The sequence below is a fragment of the Ruegeria sp. AL11 genome (assembly GCF_056540865.1).
The window spans coordinates 222,314-243,968 of sequence record NZ_JBQFXO010000004.1 but is presented as its reverse complement, the minus strand read 5'-3'; the positions used below and the strand labels follow the sequence as shown (position 1 = coordinate 243,968).

The 21,655-nt window shown below is 55.3% G+C and carries 22 protein-coding genes; 13 read left to right on the top strand and 9 right to left on the bottom strand.

The features are described from left to right. Nucleotides 1-154: 154 nt before the first annotated feature. Both nhaC and ACR0IP_RS08635 read left to right on the top strand, forming a co-directional pair. Nucleotides 155-1,627, top strand: a complete 1,473-nt coding sequence (gene nhaC / locus ACR0IP_RS08640; protein WP_480525008.1) for a Na+/H+ antiporter NhaC — start codon at nucleotides 155-157, stop codon at nucleotides 1,625-1,627. Between the two features lie 72 nt (nucleotides 1,628-1,699). Continuing rightward, nucleotides 1,700-2,716: a GlxA family transcriptional regulator gene (locus tag ACR0IP_RS08635; protein ID WP_480525006.1), complete on the top strand. Its 1,017-nt coding sequence runs from the start codon at nucleotides 1,700-1,702 to the stop codon at nucleotides 2,714-2,716. Between the two features lie 211 nt (nucleotides 2,717-2,927). Here ACR0IP_RS08635 and ACR0IP_RS08630 read toward each other — a convergent pair whose 3' ends face one another. Together ACR0IP_RS08630 and ACR0IP_RS08625 are read right to left on the bottom strand one after the other, a co-directional pair. Further along, nucleotides 2,928-3,443, bottom strand: coding sequence for a GNAT family N-acetyltransferase (locus tag ACR0IP_RS08630; RefSeq protein ID WP_480525004.1), 516 nt, complete (start codon nucleotides 3,441-3,443; stop codon nucleotides 2,928-2,930). Between the two features lie 197 nt (nucleotides 3,444-3,640). Further along, nucleotides 3,641-4,420 carry an AraC family transcriptional regulator gene (locus tag ACR0IP_RS08625; RefSeq protein WP_480525002.1) on the bottom strand — a complete coding sequence of 260 codons (780 nt, stop codon included), beginning with the start codon at nucleotides 4,418-4,420 and terminating at the stop codon, nucleotides 3,641-3,643. 119 nt (nucleotides 4,421-4,539) lie between these two features. Between ACR0IP_RS08625 and ACR0IP_RS08620 the strand changes: the two genes are divergently transcribed. From ACR0IP_RS08620 to ACR0IP_RS08605, 4 genes are all read left to right on the top strand, one after another. Continuing rightward, nucleotides 4,540-5,790: an MFS transporter gene (locus tag ACR0IP_RS08620; RefSeq protein WP_480525000.1), complete on the top strand. Its 1,251-nt coding sequence runs from the start codon at nucleotides 4,540-4,542 to the stop codon at nucleotides 5,788-5,790. Between the two features lie 77 nt (nucleotides 5,791-5,867). Beyond that, the gene (locus ACR0IP_RS08615) at nucleotides 5,868-6,284 is read left to right on the top strand and encodes a VOC family protein (protein WP_480524998.1); all 417 of its coding nucleotides are present in this window, start codon (nucleotides 5,868-5,870) and stop codon (nucleotides 6,282-6,284) included. 227 nt (nucleotides 6,285-6,511) lie between these two features. Continuing rightward, entirely contained in the window at nucleotides 6,512-7,081 is a 570-nt protein-coding gene (locus tag ACR0IP_RS08610) for a DUF2087 domain-containing protein (RefSeq protein ID WP_480524996.1), read from the top strand. Next, nucleotides 7,074-7,454 (top strand): GFA family protein, encoded by a 381-nt coding sequence (locus ACR0IP_RS08605; RefSeq protein ID WP_480524994.1) that lies wholly within the window; start codon nucleotides 7,074-7,076, stop codon nucleotides 7,452-7,454. The genes ACR0IP_RS08610 and ACR0IP_RS08605 overlap by 8 nt, the downstream gene beginning before the upstream one ends. Before the next feature lie 79 nt (nucleotides 7,455-7,533). Here ACR0IP_RS08605 and ACR0IP_RS08600 read toward each other — a convergent pair whose 3' ends face one another. Beyond that, nucleotides 7,534-8,862: an MATE family efflux transporter gene (locus ACR0IP_RS08600; RefSeq protein ID WP_480524992.1), complete on the bottom strand. Its 1,329-nt coding sequence runs from the start codon at nucleotides 8,860-8,862 to the stop codon at nucleotides 7,534-7,536. A 256-nt stretch (nucleotides 8,863-9,118) separates the two neighbouring features. Next, nucleotides 9,119-9,865 carry an MmyB family transcriptional regulator gene (locus ACR0IP_RS08595; RefSeq protein WP_480525149.1) on the bottom strand — a complete coding sequence of 249 codons (747 nt, stop codon included), beginning with the start codon at nucleotides 9,863-9,865 and terminating at the stop codon, nucleotides 9,119-9,121. Nucleotides 9,866-9,988: 123 nt separating this feature from the next. On the opposite strand from ACR0IP_RS08595, the gene ACR0IP_RS08590 reads away from it, so the two are divergent. Then, nucleotides 9,989-10,417: a hypothetical protein gene (locus ACR0IP_RS08590; RefSeq protein ID WP_170377084.1), complete on the top strand. Its 429-nt coding sequence runs from the start codon at nucleotides 9,989-9,991 to the stop codon at nucleotides 10,415-10,417. 49 nt (nucleotides 10,418-10,466) lie between these two features. Here ACR0IP_RS08590 and ACR0IP_RS08585 read toward each other — a convergent pair whose 3' ends face one another. From ACR0IP_RS08585 to ACR0IP_RS08570, 4 genes are read right to left on the bottom strand one after another with little or no spacing between them, the layout of a single operon-like run. Next, nucleotides 10,467-11,240, bottom strand: a complete 774-nt coding sequence (locus tag ACR0IP_RS08585; RefSeq protein WP_170377086.1) for a heme ABC transporter ATP-binding protein — start codon at nucleotides 11,238-11,240, stop codon at nucleotides 10,467-10,469. Nucleotides 11,241-11,242: 2 nt separating this feature from the next. Continuing rightward, nucleotides 11,243-12,316: a FecCD family ABC transporter permease gene (locus ACR0IP_RS08580; protein ID WP_480524989.1), complete on the bottom strand. Its 1,074-nt coding sequence runs from the start codon at nucleotides 12,314-12,316 to the stop codon at nucleotides 11,243-11,245. Then, nucleotides 12,313-13,164 carry a heme/hemin ABC transporter substrate-binding protein gene (locus ACR0IP_RS08575; RefSeq protein WP_480524987.1) on the bottom strand — a complete coding sequence of 284 codons (852 nt, stop codon included), beginning with the start codon at nucleotides 13,162-13,164 and terminating at the stop codon, nucleotides 12,313-12,315. The genes ACR0IP_RS08580 and ACR0IP_RS08575 overlap by 4 nt, the downstream gene beginning before the upstream one ends. After that, nucleotides 13,164-14,216, bottom strand: coding sequence for a ChuX/HutX family heme-like substrate-binding protein (locus ACR0IP_RS08570; protein WP_170640041.1), 1,053 nt, complete (start codon nucleotides 14,214-14,216; stop codon nucleotides 13,164-13,166). Before ACR0IP_RS08570 ends, ACR0IP_RS08575 begins: the two co-directional genes overlap by 1 nt. 238 nt (nucleotides 14,217-14,454) lie before the next feature. Between ACR0IP_RS08570 and ACR0IP_RS08565 the strand changes: the two genes are divergently transcribed. Genes ACR0IP_RS08565 through ACR0IP_RS08540 form a run of 6 tightly spaced genes read left to right on the top strand, consistent with a single transcriptional unit; the run spans nucleotide 14,455 to nucleotide 19,198 of the window. Then, nucleotides 14,455-16,494: a TonB-dependent receptor domain-containing protein gene (locus ACR0IP_RS08565; protein ID WP_170640040.1), complete on the top strand. Its 2,040-nt coding sequence runs from the start codon at nucleotides 14,455-14,457 to the stop codon at nucleotides 16,492-16,494. Between the two features lie 28 nt (nucleotides 16,495-16,522). Continuing rightward, nucleotides 16,523-16,954: a hypothetical protein gene (locus ACR0IP_RS08560; protein ID WP_480524985.1), complete on the top strand. Its 432-nt coding sequence runs from the start codon at nucleotides 16,523-16,525 to the stop codon at nucleotides 16,952-16,954. A 4-nt stretch (nucleotides 16,955-16,958) separates the two neighbouring features. Further along, nucleotides 16,959-17,624: a MotA/TolQ/ExbB proton channel family protein gene (locus ACR0IP_RS08555; protein ID WP_170555951.1), complete on the top strand. Its 666-nt coding sequence runs from the start codon at nucleotides 16,959-16,961 to the stop codon at nucleotides 17,622-17,624. After that, the gene (locus tag ACR0IP_RS08550) at nucleotides 17,614-17,985 is read left to right on the top strand and encodes a biopolymer transporter ExbD (RefSeq protein WP_170377098.1); all 372 of its coding nucleotides are present in this window, start codon (nucleotides 17,614-17,616) and stop codon (nucleotides 17,983-17,985) included. Before ACR0IP_RS08555 ends, ACR0IP_RS08550 begins: the two co-directional genes overlap by 11 nt. Further along, on the top strand, nucleotides 17,982-18,377 hold the full coding sequence (locus tag ACR0IP_RS08545; RefSeq protein ID WP_170690293.1) for an ExbD/TolR family protein: 396 nt from the start codon (nucleotides 17,982-17,984) through the stop codon (nucleotides 18,375-18,377). The genes ACR0IP_RS08550 and ACR0IP_RS08545 overlap by 4 nt, the downstream gene beginning before the upstream one ends. A 38-nt stretch (nucleotides 18,378-18,415) precedes the next feature. After that, nucleotides 18,416-19,198, top strand: coding sequence for a TonB family protein (locus ACR0IP_RS08540; protein ID WP_170377102.1), 783 nt, complete (start codon nucleotides 18,416-18,418; stop codon nucleotides 19,196-19,198). A gap of 587 nt (nucleotides 19,199-19,785) precedes the next feature. Here ACR0IP_RS08540 and ACR0IP_RS08535 read toward each other — a convergent pair. Next, nucleotides 19,786-21,636 carry a bifunctional 2',3'-cyclic-nucleotide 2'-phosphodiesterase/3'-nucleotidase gene (locus ACR0IP_RS08535; protein WP_480524982.1) on the bottom strand — a complete coding sequence of 617 codons (1,851 nt, stop codon included), beginning with the start codon at nucleotides 21,634-21,636 and terminating at the stop codon, nucleotides 19,786-19,788. Nucleotides 21,637-21,655 lie beyond the last annotated feature (19 nt).

Sequence of the window (21,655 nt, the reverse complement as noted above, 5' to 3'; positions counted from 1 at the left end):
CGGTCGTCAGTTCATTTGAAGACGCTGAAATCCGCCGCCCGAATGTCGCAAATTCTAACAAGATGTACGCTCTGACCGACAGCCTCACACCGCCAAACTTGGTTTCTTCCGCAGATCAACAAGGTTCTGAACCAATCTGAAGGAGGAGACCCATATGCCTGGGAATGAAGATAACATACGGCAGCCCGGCTTGCTGCTGGCGCTCGCGCCAATAGTGCTGACCCTGTGTGTGCTTGGGTTGCAACTATTCTATTTCGGTGACTTTACCCCGCATATCCCGTTGGCATTCGGGATCGCGATCACCAGCATCGTTGGCCTCATGTTGGGTCACAAATGGCCCAATATCGAAGAGGGCGTTTTCCACGTTATCAATATCTCACTGCCTTCAGTTTCGATTCTGATCACAGTGGGAATGATAATCGGTGTGTGGATCGCGAGCGGAACTGTGCCAACGCTGATCTACTACGGTCTCAAGATTTTGTCGCCTGAACTTTTCCTCGCCGCTGGAATGGTCCTTTGCTCCATTGTCTCCGTTTCATTGGGCACTTCGTGGGGAACGACAGGCACTGTCGGTTTAGCGCTGATGGGGATCGGTGCGGGGTTCGGTATTCCAATGTATTGGACAGCGGGGGCGGTCGTCTCCGGAGCATTCTTTGGAGACAAGATCTCACCTCTATCGGACACGACTAACTTGGCACCAGCCGTGACAGGAACCAATCTGTTCGATCACATTCGGAATATGCTTCCAACCACCGTTCCTTCGATGCTGATTGCACTCGTGATCTACTTTGTAGTTGGCTTCACTCTGATTGACACGTCACAGGTATCGTTTGACCGCATTCATGCAATCACGACGGCACTGGGTGAAGCATTCTGGATTTCGCCGATCATGCTGTTTCCAGCCGTTCTGGTCATCGTGCTGGCAGTCATGAAACAACCTCCGATCCCGTCACTGTTTGCAGGCGCCGTTTCGGGCGGCATCATGGCTATCTTCTGTCAGGGGGCTGGACTGCATGAGACGTTCACCTTCGCCAATAGCGGCTATTCGATCGATACTGGGGTTCCAGAGATCGATCCCCTGCTGAACCGCGGAGGTATTCAGTCGATGATGTGGACGATTTCACTGGTGCTGCTTGCCCTGGGGTTTGGTGGAGCGCTTGAACGCGTCGGTTGCCTTCAGGCGATCATCAAAGTTGTCATCTCGAAGGTGAAAACGTTTGCCGGCATTCAAACCTCGGCCATCCTGACCTCTGTGGCGACCAACACCGTTGCAGGTGACCCCTATCTGTCAATTGCACTGCCTGGACGGATGTATGCACCGGTCTATCGCGCGATGGGCTATTCCCCACTGAACCTGTCCCGGGCGGTCGAGGAAGGCGGAACACTGGTGTCCCCTCTAATCCCGTGGAATGCAGGTGGTGCGTTTGTCATCACGGCGCTTGGTTTGGGTATCGCAGACGGCAATTTCGAAAACCTGTTGTATATTCCGCTTGCATTCGCTTGTTGGCTGTCACCGGTCATCGGTATCTTCTATGCCATGACAGGGCTCTTTTCGCCTAAAGCAAGCGAAGATGAAGTCCGCTCCTGGGAGGAAAGCGGAGAACCTGTTGCACGGATGAGTGCCTGATCTTTCTGCACCAACACCAAAAGAGGTGTTGGTGCCCTTCATCTGCCTTGGTCGATACTAGGAGGAGCGCATATGGACCCGAGAAACTTTGTCCCAAAGGGCGCGGCCAGCTATCGCATAGACTATGATGGGCCGGCCAAGGAAATCTATTTTCTGCTGCTGCCAAAGCTGACAATGCTGGCCTTTAGCGCCGCAGTGGAACCTCTGAGGATCGCCAATCAGGTTACAAACAAAGAACTGTATAAATGGTTTCTGATCACTGAAGATGGAAATCCGGTCTCTTGTTCGAATGGGGTTGAAATTAAACCTGATTTTGCGTTGCGCAACCTACCGCGATCGTCGCGCCTGTTTGTTTGCTCGGGTATTGAACCGGCGGAAAGTACAAACCCCAAGGTGCTATCGTGGATTCGCCGCCAAAGAACCTTTGGGTGTAATCTGGGTGGTATTTGCACAGGGGCTTTCGCCCTTGCCAAGGCTGGAGTTCTGTCAGGCAGAAGGTTCACATTGCATTGGGAAAACCACCCTGCTTTCATCGAACATTTTGATGACTTAGAGCCATCGTCAAACCTGTATGAGATCGACAATGAACTCATGACGTGCGGCGGAGGAAATGCTGCAACCGACATGATGTTGGACACTATCGAATCCGATTTCGGAAATGACCTGGCGATCATCGTTTCGGACATGTGCATCCACTTTCGGTCCAACAATAGTAAAACGCTCCAGAAATCAGCCTTTTCGGTTGCTCTGGGTAGTCGCAACCAGTTCCTGATCAACGCGATGCAGATCATGCAAGAAAACCTGGAAGAGCCTCTAGATATCTCTGAAATAGCCGAAGCCGTGCAGATATCTCGTCGCCAGTTAGAGCGTCTCTTCCAAAAGTACGTCGAAACTTCGCCTGTTCAGTTTTATATTGAACTGCGCGTTTCGAGGGCCTACGCATTGCTCAGCGAAACCGAGATGGCGGTCGCGGAAATCGCGGCAGCCACCGGCTTTAGCAGCGCGACGCAACTTACTGCACGCTTCAAGAAACGCTACGGCGAAGCGCCGACTTCATTCAGAAGGGGGTGGTCTGAAAGGCGTGAATAATTTGCGTCTTAACAGTAGTATTTTGAGGCATCTGAACGTACCCCACCACTTTCTTCGCAGCTAACCAAGGCCCATTTTGGGAACGTTGCACGTTCAGTGGGCAAATGTCTGCAATTGGCCGCGAGTTCCGGTCGACGCAGTGTCAGCGGGTTCGATGCTGCGCTGGCTCCGAGGTCCGGAAGGAGCCCAAGCCGGACGTGCCGAATTCGCTTCAACCGACTTTCTTGGAGTACATGTGCGAATTCGTTGTTGAAAGGTCAGGTGATAATTCGAAACCTGCCTTTTCAAGCACTCGAGCGCTTGCCGGATTTTCAACGCTGACACCGCCCAGCAGCCTTACCGAGCCGTCCTTTTCTGCCGCTGACACCAACCCTTGGACGAGTTCTGTCGCGACCCCCTGACCCCAAGTTGCTTCACTGAGCAAATAGCCAACATGAAGTTCTGGCGCTTGCGCTTCAGCGGGGTCGGACGCCAAAATCAACAGTCCGACCAATTCGGAACTGCGCCTCCAGTTGACAAGAAAAACGTCGCTTTCCTCCGCGCGTTCGTCCACCCAGGAAGCAATGTCATCATCTCTGCTCAGGTGCAGAGGTGATGGAAGATGCTCAAACACGCGGCGTGACAGTATCGCGGACAAAGCAATCTCCAGCCCTCGGCGCGCCTCCCGGTCTTCCAATGTCGATTGCCAACTGTGAATCGAAAGCCTTTCAGTGAGGAACGGATCCATGTGTCAGGTACCAGCGTTTGAACTGAAGATGTCTTGAAGATACCGGATCACGGTGAAAAGTCGAAAGTCCGTTTCGTCCACATTGCGGTTATTCAGCGAAAACCAGATTGCGCGGGCGCAGCGAATGGCAGGTTCGACGGGCCGCAACGCAGTATTGCTTTTGGTGGCTTGATATCCCCTTTGGGAGGATCGCCCAGTCAATTTGGAACAACAAATCGGTTTTTCAAAACTTCTCTCGGACTTATGCCAAGCGTTTGTCGGAACATGTAGCTGAACGCGCTCGTTGACTCGTATCCCATGTCGAACGCCACCGAAGTTACACTTGCACCTGATGCAAGCAGCGAGACGGCATGAAGGACCCTTACGTGCCGTAGCCATTTTGACGGTGGCATGCCCGTTTCTGCAATGAAAAGTCGTTCAATGGTCTTTCGACTTGCAGGCACATCTGACAACCAAGCCACTACCGAGCGAACGCTGCCTGGGTCATCAAGGGCAGTTTGCACAATTCCCTGCAGTCGCGCGTCTTTCGGCAAAGCCAGAGTGAGCGGTACGTCTTTCGCAGCGAGCAGTTCGTGTCTGAGAAGGGTGTGCAGCGCTGTGTTATGAGAGGTCGTGCGCGTATTTGTGGCCTCTGGCATCGCTGCAACAAACAGCGCATCAAGAAGCGGGGTCATAGCGACGACCCGGCAGTCTGGACCAAGCCGCACCGCCTCATCACAATTGACATCCACGTAATGCATGACGTTGTTCGAACCGTAGCGCATCCAGTGCTGTTGGTCGGGGGGGATCCAAATCGCCATGGCCGGGCTTAGGAGCAGAACTCGGTCAGGTGTGCCCACGTACATCGAGCCCGCAGCTGCGGAGATGAGTTGGCCAAAATCGTGACAATGCCAGTCGTAGCTCTCGCCTGACGCTGGCTTGATTGTCTCCCCTAGATATCTGGGGCGAACAGCTTGTTTTGTTAAGCCTTCGGACAATGACGATTCCTCGATGGTAATAGCCTTGCTTTCGACAGACAGACATATCACCGCTGGCTAGGTATTACCAATCCTTCGGGCATTGGGTCCGATGTGTTGCTCTGCAAGAAAAAGCTACCATGACAAACCGAACCCTAATGGCCTGGTTCGCCGTGGGCCACTTCGCGAACGACTGGCCAATCGCAGCCCTGTGGCTGATCGTTCCCGCTGCTGGCCTTTCAATGCACCTTTCGCCTGCCGAGGTCGGCTTGCTTTTCACGCTGTCCAACATTGGCGGTGCTTTGGCCTACGTGCCTGCAGGTCTGGTGGCGGACCATGTCTCCAACCGAGGTTGCCTTCTCCTCAGCACCTTCTTTTGGGTCGCTATCGGCTACGCGATTGCGTCACTGGCTTCGGGGTTTTGGAGCCTGGCCGTACTTTTGGCGATTGCTGGAATGGGAAATGCGGCCTGGCATCCGATTGCAACTGGTGTGTTGACAAGCGCCAACAGGAACACTCGCGCCCGTGCCCTGGGTATACATGCAGTTGGCGGTTCGCTCGCCGAAGTCTTGGCTCCACTGTCCGTCGGGTTGGTTCTATCGACGGTCGATTGGCGTGGTGCTCTGGTCGTTTCGGTACTGCCGACTGTTTTCGTCGGCCTTTGCTTTCTTAGGGTGGCTCAAGCAGTCCCAGCCGTCAAAAATCCGCGTGTGAACCGACAAGACATTTCGGAGCTGATGCAGGCATGGCGGAGCCGAAGCGGGTTACGCCTCGTCGCGACAGTTTCACTCTACAACATGGTACTGATCGGATTGTTGAGCATGATACCGTTCTATCTGGCGACAGCTCACGGTTTTGCACCAGCAACCATCGGGATCGCCTTCGCGGCTATCGTCTTAAGTGGTTCACTGGCTCAGCCGTGGGTTGGATCAATTTCCGACAGGATTGGCCGCTTGCCGGTACTTGCAACCGGAAATGGATTTGCGGCCCTGGCAATTGGCACACTGGCGTTCGAACCTCCGTTCTGGATCATGATCGCCATGATGACGCTTGGGGTTGCGTCGTTGGACGCAGTTCGGCCGGTGATCCTTGCGGCGGCTGTTGATCATTCGGATCGAAGTGAAGGCACCACGCTGGGTTTCGCGTTCGCGATATTGGATGGTGTGGGTGCGTTTGGAGCGGTTCTGGCTGGAGTGGCGGCAGGTTTTTCATGGGGTGCCATGTTTGGCATCAGCGCCGCCCTCGCAGTTGCTGTAACTTTACTAAGCGTTGGGGGCCTGCGTAAGTCAAAGCGATTTAACATTTCCACTTCGGTTGCCCCGAGAGGTGGAAAACGCATGACGATCGAAGAAGCCAAAGCGGAGCATGCGCGCCGATACTGGTTCCTCTAGGCAAAAGTTTGGGATCGCTTTGGGTATTTAGACAGATTTCGGTTAGAAAAAATGACAAACTTTTAAGGAACCTAGCAATGATCGCATACATTACTGTTGGTGCCGACGACTTGAGGCTTGCGGAACGCTTCTATTCCGCATTCCTGCCGGATCTTGGATATCTACTGGAGTACTATCACGGTGATCTGAGCTATGCGTTACCTGCGAAACCAGGACAAACACCAAACCTACCTGAGTTCTATGTCAAATCCCCCTTCGATGGGTCTCAGGCCTCGGCTGGAAACGGGACGATGATTGCCTTTGAGGCACGCAGTCAACAACAGGTTCGCGACCTTCATTCCGCCGCTGTTGAGGCCGGTGGGTCCGACGAGGGCGCGCCGGGCTTCCGAGAGTATTACGGACCAAACTTCTTCGTCGGATACCTGCGCGACCCTCAGGGCAACAAGATCGCATTGTTCTCAAGCGATCCGAGCGAACCGGGGCGGGATGGATGACAGCAAAGGTAATGACGCAATGGCCATCAGAATGCAGCCTTGGCCAAAGTCGCAAAGATTGTTATGCCTCGTTCACGGTCGGCAGACACCGAGGCGTCGCTGCTCCTTTTGGAGAGCTAAACCTGCCAAAAAGAACAAACGGCATCGCACCATTCATTCAGATGAGAGCGCCGTTTCGTCAAGCCAGCGACCGACGATCCAGCACCGGCGCTCGAATTGGATGACCCATGCCTAGATTCCCTTTGCCGTTGTACACGGACGACCTGAATGGTTTTGTGCGCTCCCTGTCCAAACAGTTGGGCGACGCAAGCCCATCGCACCTAGTGCTCATGAACATGGCAGCGCGTGCCGCAGGCTTTCAAAACCTACAACATATGCGATCGGTTCATGCGGCTGGGCAAAGACTTGTCCGCTCGACTAACGAGCCGCCTTTTGATGCCCGAGTTGTAGAACGTGCCGTACATCAATTCGATGCTGTTGGTCGCCTCATTCGGTGGCCGTCCAAACGCAAAGTGCAGACGCTTGCTCTTTGGGCGCTTTGGGCGAGATTCCCTGCTGCAAAGCCTATGCAAGAACGTGAGGTAAACGAACGCCTGAACCTTGACCACCTCTTCGAAGATCCCGCAACACTTCGCCGAACAATGGTTTCCTGCGGTCTTCTCACCCGCCGCAACGATGGAACAGACTACCGACGCATCGAACAGGAACCGCCAGCGGAGGCAAAAGCTCTGATCAAAGCTCTAAGCCTGCGACGTCGTACAAACTCGCAAAAAGCGAAGGAGGTGGGCCATGTATAAGGGTTCATGTCTCCGCGGCGCTGTGCGGATCGAAGTGGACGGTCACCTACCGCGGCTCACTGCTTGCCACTGCCAGCAATGCCGTAAGCATTCTGGTCACTACGAAGTCACCATCGACATTCCCCGGACGGCGCTTCGGGTAGTGGGAGAAGACGCAGTGCGAAGGCACCATTCATCCGAGAAGGTCCGGCGGGGTTTCTGCGGCACGTGTGGTTCAACATTGTTCTGGGATCCGATCCACCATGACTGGACGGCTGTTGCCATGGGCACATTCGACGTACCAACGAACACCTCGCTCTCGCTGCATGTCTTTGTGTCAGAGAAAGGCGACTACTACGAAATCGATGATGGACTGCCACAGAACGAACGGTAGCCCGGGCTATCGTTTCTTTTAGAGGACAGAAGCGGAAACTGCTCGCGGTTAAGTTTCCTCATTCGATCGGCCCCAAAATTCAGGGCCGTGTCAGCGCCCAGAACCGCAAGGGTAGGGCGACGGCTGCTACCACCAAACCCAGAGTATAGCCAATCCAGACACCAACCGCTCCGAGATCGAAAAGGAACCCCAGTGCATAACTGGCCGGCAAGGCAAGCGGCCAATAGGCCGTCAGTGTAATGATCGTCGGCAGGTTCATGTCTGACATTCCCCTTAGCGCACCCAACGCAGTGCCCTGAACGCCATCCGCAACCTGCAGCAGTGCCACGATGAAAAACAGCGTGACCGCGAGGTCAATGACGGCCGGGTCATCCGACATGCTTTCCGCCATCAACCGCCCCGCAGCAATGAAGACGATGGCGGCAATCGCCTGCCAGAGCGTGACCATCGCAAAGGACGCCTTCAGGATCGGTCTGAGCCTTTCCTGACTACCTGCGCCGACTGCAAGACCCACACGGATCGAGGCTGCACCCGCCATGCCCAGCGGGATCATATAGGCCAGCCCCGCAAGCGCGTTGACGATTTGGTGGGCGGCCAGCGCCTCGGCCCCCAACCAGCCCATCATCAGGCCCACTACGGCGTAGGCTCCGCCTTCACCCGCATAGCCAAGACAGAGCGGCAGAGCGTCTTTGGCCTGTGACCAGACGTCCGCCCATGCAACGGTCACCCGCTGACGAAAGGCGGCCAGCCCAGGCGCGCGTATCAACACATAGATCCCGGCAACCAACGACGTACATTGCGAGAGTATGCTGGCCAGACCAGCGCCCAAAATTCCAAGATCAAGGATGTGAATGAAGGCATAGTTTGCCGGTACGTTGAACAGGACGCCCAGATAGGATAGCGCAACAGCCGTCCAAGGCCGTCCAACGGCGTCGAACAGAGCTTTCAGGCCGAAAAACAGAGTGAAAGGCACGATCCAGATCGCCATTGACATCCAGTACGGCAACAAGATCGCCAGAACCTCCTTCGGTTGACCCAAAGGCCCCAGCAACGGATAGAGTGCCATCATCACCAATGCCGCGCCGCCGCCGCCCAGAAGACACAGCAAAAGCCCGCTGCGCAGCGCCAGCGCAACCCGCGCAGCATCACGTGCACCCTCGGCTTGGCTGATCTGTACGGAAATAGCGGTGATCACGCCCCAAAGAGCGGAAATCAGGATGATCAGAACGGCCGTGGTCACACCAGCCGCCGCCAGCGGGACCGTCCCGAGCGGAGAAATCATCGCCGTATCTACGACGCCGATCAATAGCGCTGCGGCCAGCCCGACCATCAGCGGAACGGCCAACCGGATCAGCGGTGTAAATTCGGCGCGGGTTGGCGCCTGCGAAATCAGGATTTGGTCTGTCATGGGTCACCTGCCGGACAACGTCCGGCGAAAAAGTCGCGGTATAGAGCTTGAGGCTCAGAATGAGAGGGGGCTGCTCAGCCCTGCGACGGGAACACCATGAAATTGGTCCTTTTAGGGACTAGGTTACAGGTAAGGTTCTAGGGGAAGAATTGTTTGACGTCCAGATCGCTTTTGCAGGGCGGTTTGTCGAATCTTGCCGGCTTTGGGAATGAGTGGGGATCATCGGGATGCAGTATGGCTCTGGTCAAACCATCATTTAACTGGCAGCCAATTGGGCAAGGTCACGTAGAAATTTAGCACTTTGGTCGTCGGCCGGAAAAAACAGCTCAATCTTCAAATCGTCCAGCGTGACGTCCGCGACTGTGCTGAATTGCGCAATGGTTCCAAACATGGAAAGCCTCTGACCACCAAAGCGGTATATCGTAGAAATTGTCGGCCCGATCGCCGCATCACTGCGGGCGTGCCCTTGTTGTGACAGAGCGCGCGCCGCGGTGTCCAGTGCGGGTATGCCGCCTGCGTTGGCGCTTTCTGCGCGCAGCCGCAACATCGTGTGATGCGCGACCTCGGGCCAGTTTTCGACAAGCTCAGGCATCACCGGACTGGTCAGCAGGTCCAACAGGCTTTGCCCCTCGCCGATCCCCAGCGGCTTGAAAAGCCTTTGTGCTCCGCTGTTGAGCATCACAACATTCCAGAGTCGGTCCAGAACCATTCCTGGGTAAGGGGCATGCTGCCGAAGTGTCCATTTGACTGCATCTCGGATTGGCGACATCGCCGCGTGATCAATCGGCGTTGCCGCAAAACGTGGCGCGAAGCCTTCGGCGCGCATCATCTGATTTCGGGTTTCGACCGGAAGGTTCATGACCTCGGACAGGTGAAGGATCATGTCTAGGCTGGGCCGGGACCGCCCTGTTTCAAGAAAGGAGATATGGCGCGCGCTGACCTCAGCTTCGATCGCAAGGTCCAACTGGCTCATTCTGCGTCGTTTTCGCCACTCTTTCAGCATGCCGGGATAGGGTGTCATGACCTGAGTTTAGCAAGGGTCCGAACAGAATTCACTTACCTCTGAGGTAATTGATTTGCACCCGCCGCGAGTCTCATGAAGAGCAAAAACTGAAAGGAGAAAGTCATGACCCAACAACAGTCAGCAATGCGTATTTCAGGCGGAGTTCTTGTTGCAACCGGGGTGCTCTTTGCTCTGGCCGCACTGCCGTTTCTGCACCCCGTCGCGCATATCTTTCTGCAAGTCGCGTATTGGCCAATTCACGCCGTTCCCTCGGAACTGACGGTTCCAGTGCCTGTACTGCTGGTGATCACCGGTGGCCTGACGGTCGGTCTAGGAGGAATGCAATGGGCGCTGGGCACATACGTTGCCCCGGTATCGGCGGTGGCTACGACCAAGACTGCTCAGATTGCGGCATGGTCCTGGTTTTGCGTCGACAGCTCAGGCTCGATTTTGGTCGGGGCGCCCCTCAACGCCGTACTAAACCTGTCCTTTTTGGTCCTGATCCTGTTGTCTTGCCGTGCCGGCTCGGCAAGCAAACACGCGACATCCTGACGTGAAGTGGAATTCACTGGGTTGGAAAAGTACGGAAGGACCATCCAATTCAGATCATCGCCTGCGGTAGAACAAATGGCATCCCGCGCGAAGGTATTGTGCTGATCGGTAAGTCGATACCGTAAACCTGCTGCATCGTCTCATTGTTGAGAACGTCGCACACTGTACCTGACGACCAGACCTTCCCTTCGCTCAGAATGTATACACTGTCGGCGAACAAAGCTGTCAGGTTCAGATCGTGCAAAACCACGACAACACCTCCGCCTTGGGCTGCGAAGTCCTGCGCGATGCGCAAAACGATGAACTGGTGTGCGATGTCCAGGCTTGCAACGGGTTCATCCAGCAACAGCCAGCGCGGCTGATCCAGATCTTTGGTGTCCCAGACCTGCGTCAGAACACGCGCCATCTGGACGCGTTGCTGCTCACCGCCAGATAGGTTTTGGTAGGACCGCGTTTCGAAGCCGCCGAGGTCAACTTGCATCAATGCCCGAGACGGCAACGTGTCGTCTTCGGCAGCCAAGCCATTCGCCAGACCAAGCCTGACGACTTCGTGCACAGAGAAGGGGAAAGCCACGGTTGTTGACTGCGGAAGAACGCCTCGTATGGCAGCCAATTCCCAAGGCTTTAGTGCCGTGATCTCGTGGCCGTTTAATGAGATCCTGCCGGAGCTTTGGATTTCTCCTGAGAGTGCTTTCAGCAAAGTCGATTTACCGGATCCATTCGGGCCGATGATGGCCGTGACTTGCCCGGGTTCTGCTTTAAAATCCACGCCTTTCAGGATCTCTTTGCTTCCGATGCGGACGCATATGTTTTCAGCTTTCATACTTACATTCCCATTGAGCCATGGCGTCGAAGCAGGATCCAGAAAAACACCGGCGCGCCAAGGATCGCAGTCACGATCCCAATCGGTAACTCCGCCGGAGCAACGATCACGCGACTGATCATATCTGCGCACAACAGCAGCGTGGCCCCCAGCAGAGCTGAATTCATCAGCAAGCGATGGTGGTCTGGTCCAGTGCTGAGACGCAGCAGATGCGGCACCACGATTCCGATAAAACCTATGCCACCCGACACGGCAACGGCGGCACCAGTTGCCCCAGCAACCGTCAGGATCGCGAGGTTTTTGCTTCGCTGGACTGGAATACCCATGTGATGGGCAATAGCCTCACCCATCGCCAAACCGTTCAAAGCACGGGCAAGAAACTGTGTGCAGATAATTGCAGCCAAAATAATCGGGGCAGCCGTTGCAACCTTGGTCCACGTCGCACCAGCCAGTGAGCCCATGCCCCAGAAGGTGAGGTCTCTGAGTTGCTGATCGTCAGCCATGTAGATCATCACACCAGATACCGCTCCCGCCAAAGCTGCCAGTGCAATGCCCGCAAGCAGCATTGTGGCGACCGATGTTTGCCCCTGGCGCGTTGACACGCGATATAGGATCAGAACCGAGGCCCATCCCCCCAAAAAGGCAGCGACGGCAATCAGCCCATCGCCCACCCACGCGAGGAGCGCACTGGGCAAAAGGCCGCCAAAGACGATAGCTGTGATCGCGCCCAACCCAGCACCCGCGCTCACGCCGACAATGCCAGGATCGGCCAGCGGATTGCGGAACAGCCCTTGCATCACCACGCCCGAGACTGCCAGCGCCGCACCAACAAGTATTCCCATCGCCAGACGGGGCAATCTAATGTCCCATAGAATGATCCGGTTCAGGTCCGACAACTCACGCCCCTGAAGTAAGTCCGAGACTGCAATCGTCAGCGAGGCTTCGGACGCTCCTACCGAGACGCTGACCACACTTGTTACGGTCAGGACGACAACTAGAAACAGCGTCACGCGCCTGGCCCTGATCCTTCGCGCGTCAACGCGCATCGGAGCGCCGTGGTCTAACGCCAGCGTCATGATCCGCTCGCGTTTTGCAGCGCCGCCGATAGGTCCAAAATTGCATCTGCTGTACGCGGGCCAAAGCCCAGAAGATACGCACCTGCCATACGGATCAGGGCTTTGTTCTGCCCTGCCGGGGTCAGTTGGATCGCGGGCATTGCAAAAACGTCTTCGTCCGAAGTTCCGTGATTGCCGCGCCGCTCCATCATCAGGATCACGTCGGGCGCGGTGACTGCCAACGCTTCTGACGTCATGGTCTTGAATCCATAAATGCCTGCCGCAGCGTTTTCACCGCCCGCCATTCTGATAATGCTGTCGGCCTGAGTGTCGGCCCCGCCGACGGTGATTTCTCCATCCTGCGCCGAGAGGATGAACAAAACACTCAATGGCTCCGCACCAGCGGCGATCGAGGCACTCTCCTGCGCTTGATCCAGTTGTTGCGCGGCGCTTGCAGCCAACTTTTCAGCCTCAGTCTCAACGCCCAAAGCGGCTCCCACCGCGCGAATTTTTTCCACTATCCCATCGCGGGAAAACTCATCATCGATGGATACATAATCCACACCGGCTTCTTGAAGCACCGAAATGGCATCTGGCGGGCCGGAGCCTTCCAATGCCAGGATCAGGTCGGGCGCGACGGACAGCACGCCTTCGGGTGACAGAGAGCGCCGATAGCCCACATCCGGCAATTCCAAGGCATCGGCGGGGAAAGTTGAGGTCCGATCACGGCCCACAAGCCGGTCCTGCTGCCCGAGAGCATAGACGATCTCGGTGATCGAACTGCCAATCGCGATCACGCGTTGTTCGTCGGCTTTCAGAGTTGTGGCAGAGAGAAAAGCAGCCGTGCAGAGAGATAGAAGCTGTCGCACTACACCACCTCTTCTTCGGCTTTTTCGGATAACCCGGCGACCAGCGCATCCCAGGCGGGGCGGTGGTCAGTATCGCCGGCGCGTCGACCGAATATCTGGAAAATCAATCCGCCTTCAGCGTCAAACGCTTCAATTGAAACAGCGGGTCCTCGTTGGGTGGGTTTGGTTACGGCCCAGACCTCGGCAATATAATCGGTGCGCAGATGCAGGTTGAAATCCGGGTCCAGCACGTTCAACCAAGGCCCCATCTGTTTCAGGGTTTTGACTGGGCCACCATGGATTTCAATGCAACCGCGATTGCCGACAAAGACCATGACTTCAAGCCTTTGGTCGCGCACCTGTTCGAACATTTGCGGAATTGTGTCTGGGTCAAGCGCCCGAACCAGAGGCGCACCGGCAATACGATATGCCCCCAACCGGTTCATCTTGAGCTTCGACGTCAAGCGCATGAACTGATGCGTGTCCGTCATCTTAGCCCACTCATTGCGCAGGACTTCAGTTTTGTCTGGATTGGCCTTGGGTGCCTCGGCTGGTTTGCGCTGCTCGACAGTCATCGTCTGTGATTGATCGTCTGCGGCCAGCATCTGTACCAGATGTGTCCAGTGATCCAGATCCGAGCCGTCTCGGAGGAAAATCTTGTGAACCGCGTCTCCGGCCGCATCAAAGACCTGAATCGAGCGGCGTGTTCCGGTTTCTGTTTCACGCTCGACCGCGAAGGCGTGAACCCAATGACTGGGGAATATGCGCATGTCAATCTCTTGGGTTAGGACCATCGCGGCATGAGCGCCTGGATGGTAGTTGTCGTACTGCCCGACTTTCTCGATCACGCAGGACGGGTTGCGAGTCAGCGCCATGACTTCGCCCAACCCGTTCAACTGGCCAAAAAGCGCATCCATGTCTGATCTCAGCCTTGTTGCGCCATGCCCAGTGAAGGCCGCCACCAGCTGCCCTTCGGACAAACCAAGTGATTCCGCCAGATCGCGATCACGTTTGCCAGCCTTCTCTGCATAGGCGGCACGAATATCCTGAGGGGCCGTAAGCACCTGTTCCATAGTGGATTTCCCATCTTCGAGTGGTTTTGTGAAGCGCTGGCCTGGCCCATGATCGCGTCATTGGCCCGCTGGCAGTGACTGCAAACTCAGTCACGGAAATATGTTGACTGTTTTAGTAAGCTTTATTAACGAGCACAAGTCATCGCTGAAAGGCGATTCCAAAAAACACCAAAAAAGACTGACCTTAGCCAGCGAACTGCAAGCATCTCCGGTCCTCAAACCACTCGAAGGGACAGAAATGCGTGCTTCAATTCGAAAGGCGGGCCAACTTGGCACCGCTTCTTGCCTCAGTTTGATCGCAGCGGCCTCTTGGGCGCAGGAACAGGATGATGGGTTCCTGGGCACACTTGAGCTGGGCGAAAGCAAACGGGAAATCCAGACCGACACCGCAGTACCTATTACCAATATCGATCAGGAAGAGATCAACGACCGTCAGGCCAACACGGTTGCAGAGCTGATCGATACGGTGCCTGGTGTGACTCTGGTGAATGGCTCGACACCGCAGGGGTCAGGTATCAACATTCGCGGCTTCGGTGCCAACAGCACCTTCGGCACCGACCAGAAGGTTCTCATTCTGATCGACGGGGCAACAACCGGTTCGGAAGAGCTGTATCGGATCGGCAACCAACTCTTCACCGATCCACAACTTTACAAAAGCGTGTCGGTGATCCGGGGCACTGTCGGGTCGTTTGAATTCGGCTCGGGCGTCGTCGGCGGTGTGGTTCAATTGGAAACCAAAGACGCCTCGGATTTCACCGGCGGTGAGCCCGGCTTCCGGTTCCGACAGACGTTGGAAGGGTATTCAAACGGCAACGGCTTTGCCTCGTCGTCGATTCTGGCGTGGCAGCCGAACGAGCAGACCGAGTTCCTGTTCAACTACACCTATCGCGATCAGGACGATCAGAAAGACGGGAATGGCGATACAATCGGCAACAGCGCCTTTACCCTGCCTTCCCTGTTGGCGAAGGGTAAATACAGCTTCGGCGACAACCTGGAGCATTCGATTACCGCGTCCTGGAACCAGTCGACCTCGGAAGAGCGCGACGTTCCATATGACTCATTCGGTACATCCGCAGACGCATTTGGCAATGTGGATCGTGATATCGAAACCCGGATTGGCATACTGCGGTATCAATACCGGCCAGCGGACAACGATCTGATCGATTTGGATGTGAACCTCAGTTATTCCGAGCAGTCCATCGACAGCAGCTATGTTCCTGGCTCCTCTAGCTTAGAGGGAACTCCGTTTTTCCCAAGCATTCGGGCTCTGGCGGACGCGTCACATAACTATGAAACCACCAAACTGACGATCAAGAATACCTCGTATTTCCAAACTGGAATCGCTTCGCATGATCTTCGAGCCGGGATCGAGTTCATCAATCGAGAGCGTCTGGATGCCCCGTCAGCTCCTGGTGGGACCGATCGTCGGATTGCCTTGTTCGCTGTCGATGACATTCAGATCGGCGATCAACTGACCATCACACCAGCGCTGCGCTACGAAACGCAGGACATCGAGGGGGATGGCGATACAGCAGCTTTCAATGAGAGCTACGATAACGATGCTCTGATGGGGGGTCTGTCGGCGCGGTACGAATTCGCAAATGGTTTCGGCATCTTTGGCGGCGGTGCATACACTGAAAGCCTGCCCATCATCGACGACCTTGGCACCCCGGTATTCATGACCCAACCCGAGAAATCGCGCACCTGGGAAGCAGGGTTTTCGTTCAATCGCGGAGATATCTTTGCCGAGGGCGACGTCGTGCGCGCCAAGGTGAATTTCTACGACACCAACTTGCGGGATGTCACATCGTACAATCAGTCGAATCCGATTACCGGAGCCTTAGTCCTTTTGGACAAGGTCGAAACGCGTGGTGTGGAAATCGAAGCCTCATACGCGAACGCTGGCGGGTTCTATGTCGATTTTAACGCCAATGTCGTAAGCGGCACGGAAACCAACGAAAATGGGCAGGAGTCCCGCTGGCGCAACGAACCGTCGGATTCGGCGCGGATCACATTCGGCAAACGGTTTGGCGAAACGCTTGATGTCAGCTGGGAACTTTTCGGAGCCAGATCTGGCTTTGATTCCTCAGGCGACCCGGTTGCCGGATATGGCGTGAACACATTGCGCGCGTCCTACTTCCCGCAAGAAGGCGCGCTTGCAGGGTTCGAAGTTAGGGCAGGTATCGAGAACATCTTCGACAAAAACTACCTGCCGAACCTGTCGACGCGCAATGCGCCGGGTCGGAACTTCAAGCTGACCGTGGCCAAAACCTTCTGATCAAGAAAAGAAAGGACCAGTTATGCGAATGGCGTCGAAAAGAAATGCTCGGTTGGTCCTGCTGGCCTTGCTCCCAATTCTGGGGGCAGGCCTTGCCTCTGCCGAAGAGACCGGTGGCGTTTCGGTAGAGCTGAGTTCTGCGGAAGAACGAGACCAAAGTTGCCTCCTCAGCTTCTTAGTCGAGAATACCTATAACGCCGATATCGAAAGCGCCGTCTACGAAATGGTCTTATTCGGCGCCGAAGGTGGCGTTGCTCTGCTCACGCTTCTGGATTTCGAGGATATGCCCGCAGGGCGTCCTAGGGTCCGCCAATTTCAGTTCGATGGAATGGCCTGCAACCAAATCACTCGTATCCTGATCAACGACGCTCAGGAATGTGCGCATCAAGGAGGCATGCAGAATGCCTGCATGTCGAACCTGACACTCAAAAGCCGCCTTGAAACGGAAATAATTGGATAGGCCAATGGATACGATCATTCAGAAATTGACAGACGTCCTTGCGCTTGGCGGGCCGGTTGTTGCGATCCTGATCACAACCTCGGTCGCAACCCTGTCGCTCGTAATTTACAAGCTTTGGCAATATGCGGCCGCCGGCGTCGGTCGCCATTTCGAGCTGTCTTTGGCGATTGAAGCCTGGGACCGCCGGGACCGGGTTGTTGCGATGGCGCATCTGGACAAAAGCCGCAGCTATCTGGCCCCGGTGATCGCCATGTCATTCAGTGGAGATAGCAGCACGCTGTCCGAGCGTGCCGATGCCGAGGCCGAAGCACGCTTTGCCGGGCTTGAACGGGGCCTCAACGTGCTTGATGTGGTGTCACAGCTTGCACCGCTACTGGGGCTATTCGGCACTGTTCTTGGCATGATCGAAGCCTTCCAGACCCTGCAAGGCGCAGGCAATTCGGTAGATCCTGCACTGCTTGCTGGCGGCATTTGGGTTGCCCTGCTAACAACGGCTGCGGGGTTAGCCGTCGCCATGCCAACCTCGCTTGTGCTGACTTGGTTCGAGTCACGCATGACGCGTGAGCGCATCTTTACCAACCGTGCCTTACGCACCGCTTTCGCACCTGGTCACGCCGCAGAATGCAAAGCGACCGAGATGCCAAAGGCAGCTCTTGCCCATGGCACTTGAGACCCGCACCAAGCGGCGCAAGCACCTGTCGATGACCTCGTTGATCGACGTTATCTTTTTGCTGCTGCTGTTTTTCATGCTTACTTCAACCTTCTCGAAATTCGGCGAGATTGAGTTTTCAACGGCTTCGGCAGGAGGGGCTAACCAAGACATCCCGATCCGCTTTGTGAAGCTTGAACAGGATCGTCTTCTGGTCGACGGGACCGTAACAACCCTGGATAGCGTTACAGAGCTTTTCGACGGGACTTCTGAACAAATGGCACTGATCAGTCTCGGCCAGAGCGCAACCTCGCAACAACTGATTGACCTGCTGACGGCTTTGAAAGGTGTGGCGCAGTTGCGGACACAGGTGATCGGATGATGCAACTGAAGCCAAGGGCGAGGCGAACCCGAGAACCCACAATTGCTCTGATCAACGTCGTCTTCCTGATGCTGGTTTTCTTTATGATTGCGGGTACGCTTGCCCCACCGCTTGGCAACTCGGTGCAACTGGTCGAAACGCAGAACCTTGAAGGGCGCGAGCCGCCAGATGCGCTCGTCATCCGTGCCGATGGTGTGCTCGAGTATCGCGGGGCCGAGCTGACAGATGTTGAAGCCTATGTTGAACGCGCTTCAATTGACCTGCCGCTGGAAGTAGTACGCTTGGTTCCCGACCGCGCGCTTCCAGCGGTACGGCTGAAAGCGGTTAGTGATGCCCTTCGTGCCTTGGGCGCAAACAAGGTCTTTGTGGTGACACAAAGGGCTCTGCAATGATCCCCAGTTCTCGCGCCATAGCCGTATCTGCTATCGTGTTGGCCGCCGCGACCCATGGTCTTGCTTTGCATGACTTTGGCACACAAACGACGACGCGAATCGAAGGTGGAAGCTCGGTCGACACTGCGGCGCTTGGGACGTCCTTTAAGGATTTCACTACTGGAACTATTGCATCTGCGCCGACCGTGGCACGGAAAACGACTGTAGAGCCTGATCAACCAGTAAAACGAGCAAACTCCGAGGTGCAGACAGCGAAGACCGCAAAACCTATCGCAAAACAGGTTGTGCCTTCGGCGAAAGGAGCATTGAAAGCGACGGTTCCTCAAAAGGCAAGCCGGCCCGAAGTGACCCAAGCCAAACAGTCTGAGTCTGAGCCCAAACGCAAACCTGCAACGCCTCCCGTGCAAACCTCAGAACTTGAGAAAAAGAAAGTCGCCCAGCAAGCTACGAAAGCAGGCAATGGTGAACGCACTCGAAAAAAGGGCAATACAACGGGCGAAACCAACAAGGGAGAAGCCGCCGCAGAAAAGACAGCCCGTACAACCTCGGCCCAGGGCAATGCCGATGCAAGCAACTACGCGGGCAAGGTCAAACGCAAGATCCTTCGCGCGAGACGCAAAAGCGTGAACATCCGCGGCGTGGTTCTAGTGACGTTTCGCATCGCTGACAGCGGAGCTTTGGTATCGGCCAACATTGCCCGCAGTTCAGGTTCAAAGCGTTTGGACCGGATCGCCTTGTCACAGGTGCGCGCGGCTGCACCTTTTCCAATTCCGCCTGCCGGGGCCCGTCGAGAATACACTATAGAAATTTTGAGCAAGTAGTGGTGAATGCACGAGGCCGGAAGGTTTCTGAGTACCATGAGATCAGCACCAGATCGCGACACCGCGAGTGTGAACGGTAAATTCAAATGCCCCACAGCACGCGTTAGATAGACTACGCAGCAGCCGTTCTGACGTTTCCGACAGGGGAGTTTTGCGAGCTTAGTTTCGCGTCATCCTTTTTGCTCAATCCTTTTGCAACTACAGCGAACGATCACTTGAATCCGTGGAGTTTTTTGTTTCGATTGAAGCGGCCGATTTGCCAGCAAGTGTTAACGGTGGTTTTAGTCCGCTGCGCGTAGGTTTAACCCACTACACATTTAGCTTCTGCATCGAATGTCGGGAAAGCAAATTGCGACCGCAGTTTCTAGTCAGGCCGTCGAGAATCTAGTTTGGGCCGTTGATAGGTGGTGGGAAAGCAGGGCAGGGGCTTATGCTGCGCCTGCTCAATGGTTCGCAAGGATCCAAAATCAGTATTTTTTATAAATACTTATAGAGTTTAAGCATCGCAGGCGGGCGGTCAGCATAAGCGCGATGATAGCTGCTTTAGGTGACCCCTAGATTTTTGAAAGTAAGCAAATGAGATTGTACTAGAGCTTGATGCGGAAAGCTGCGAAACCGTCTGTGCCATCTCCGGCGTCTTCGATTGAAACGCCTTTGACTTCGCCAATGTAGTCTCGGGCCTTAGGACCGGTCTCGAAAAGCACGGTTGTGTTCTCAAGAGGTGCAAAAGACCAATTGGCGTCCGCTTTTGGGTTGATCGTTCCCTGTTCAACAATATAGCGCACAATGACGTCGCGATTTGTGTCCGGGGCCTCGAATACAATTGTATCACCCAGTGCGCCGGGGAATGAACCTCCGCCCGATGCACGATAATTGTTGGTGGCGATGATGAACTCCATGTCATCAGTGACCGGTTTACCTTGGAAGGACAAATTCACAATTCTGGCTGCGTCTGGATTCACCTCTTCGCCCTTTGGTCCAAAGCGCGACGGTTGTGAAAGGTCGATCTGGTATGTCACACCATCCATTACATCGAAATTGTAGGACGGAAACTCAGGGTTCAGTAGAACCGCGTCCTCTGAGCCTGGCTCGATCTTGTTGAACATTCCGGCCGAACGCTCCAGCCAACCACGCAGTTGAACACCGTTCACGCGCACTGCGCGCACCGTATTTGGATAGAGATACAGATCAGCCACATTTTTGATAGCAACATCCCCGACCGGGACGTCGGTGTAGTAGTCGGGGCCTCCGCGACCACCCGCCTTGAACGGCGCCGCCGCTGACAGGATCGGCAAACCTGCGTGCTCGGTACCTTTCAGCATTTCTTCGACATACCATTTCTGTGCGATTGAAACGATCTGCACAGACGGATCGTCAGCAACCAGCGCGAAATAACTATGCAATGGAGCAGATGTCTTGCCGACTGCTCGACGGACATAGGCGAGCGTTTCGTCGTGATCCTTCGCAACCGAGTCGAGAACCTTCCGATCGTCTCCGACCAAAGCGGTGATTGAACGGTCTTCATTGCGTTGAGAAATCGCACGGGCCTCGGACGTCGTGGTAACCACGCGCCACTCGTTTCCGTCTCGTTCCAGCAACAGATCCAGCAAACCAAGATGTGATCCCCAGAAGCCGCCCATGACAGCAGGTTTGCCCATCAGGGTGCCCTTTTCGACATCGATACCGGGTCGGTCCGAAAATGTCGGCGAGGGGAAAACAAGGTGATTGTGGCCCGTGACCAACGCGTCGATCCCGTCAACACCCGCCAAAACGACGGATGCGTTTTCCATACCGTCGACATGATTGGCGTCGCCGATCCCAGAATGTGAAAGGGCGATGACTAGGTCACACCCTTGTTCTTTCATCTCTGGCACGTATGCGCGCGCGGTTTCGACGATATCGCGGGCTTGAACACTGCCTTCCAGGTGCTTTCGATCCCAGTTCATGATCTGCGGCGGTGTAAAGCCAATTACGCCGATTTTGATTGAGTGCTTGGCCCCGTCGCCAGTTTCGATTTCACGGTCGATCATTGCGTAAGGTTTGATCAGCGTTTTGTCGTCACGTGGAGTTGCGCCTTGTGCCTTTGAAACGTTAGCCAAAACGACCGGGAACTCCGCGCCCGCGAGTGATTTTTCCAGAAAATTCAGTCCGTAGTTGAATTCGTGATTGCCCAAAGTGGCGGCATCATAGCCAATCGTGTTGAACGCGGTGATAATCGGGTGGGCGTCCCCTTCTTTCATACCACGCTCATAGGCGATGTAGTCGCCCATTGGGTTCCCTTGAAGAAAATCGCCATTGTCGACCAAGATCGAGTTCGTCGCCTCAGAACGAATTTCGTTGATGATTGAGGCCGTACGGGACAAGCCCACGGTGTCACGGGTTTTGTCAGCATAGTAGTCATAGGGGAACACATGAACATGGATGTCCGTTGTTTCCATAATGCGCAGATGCGCTTGG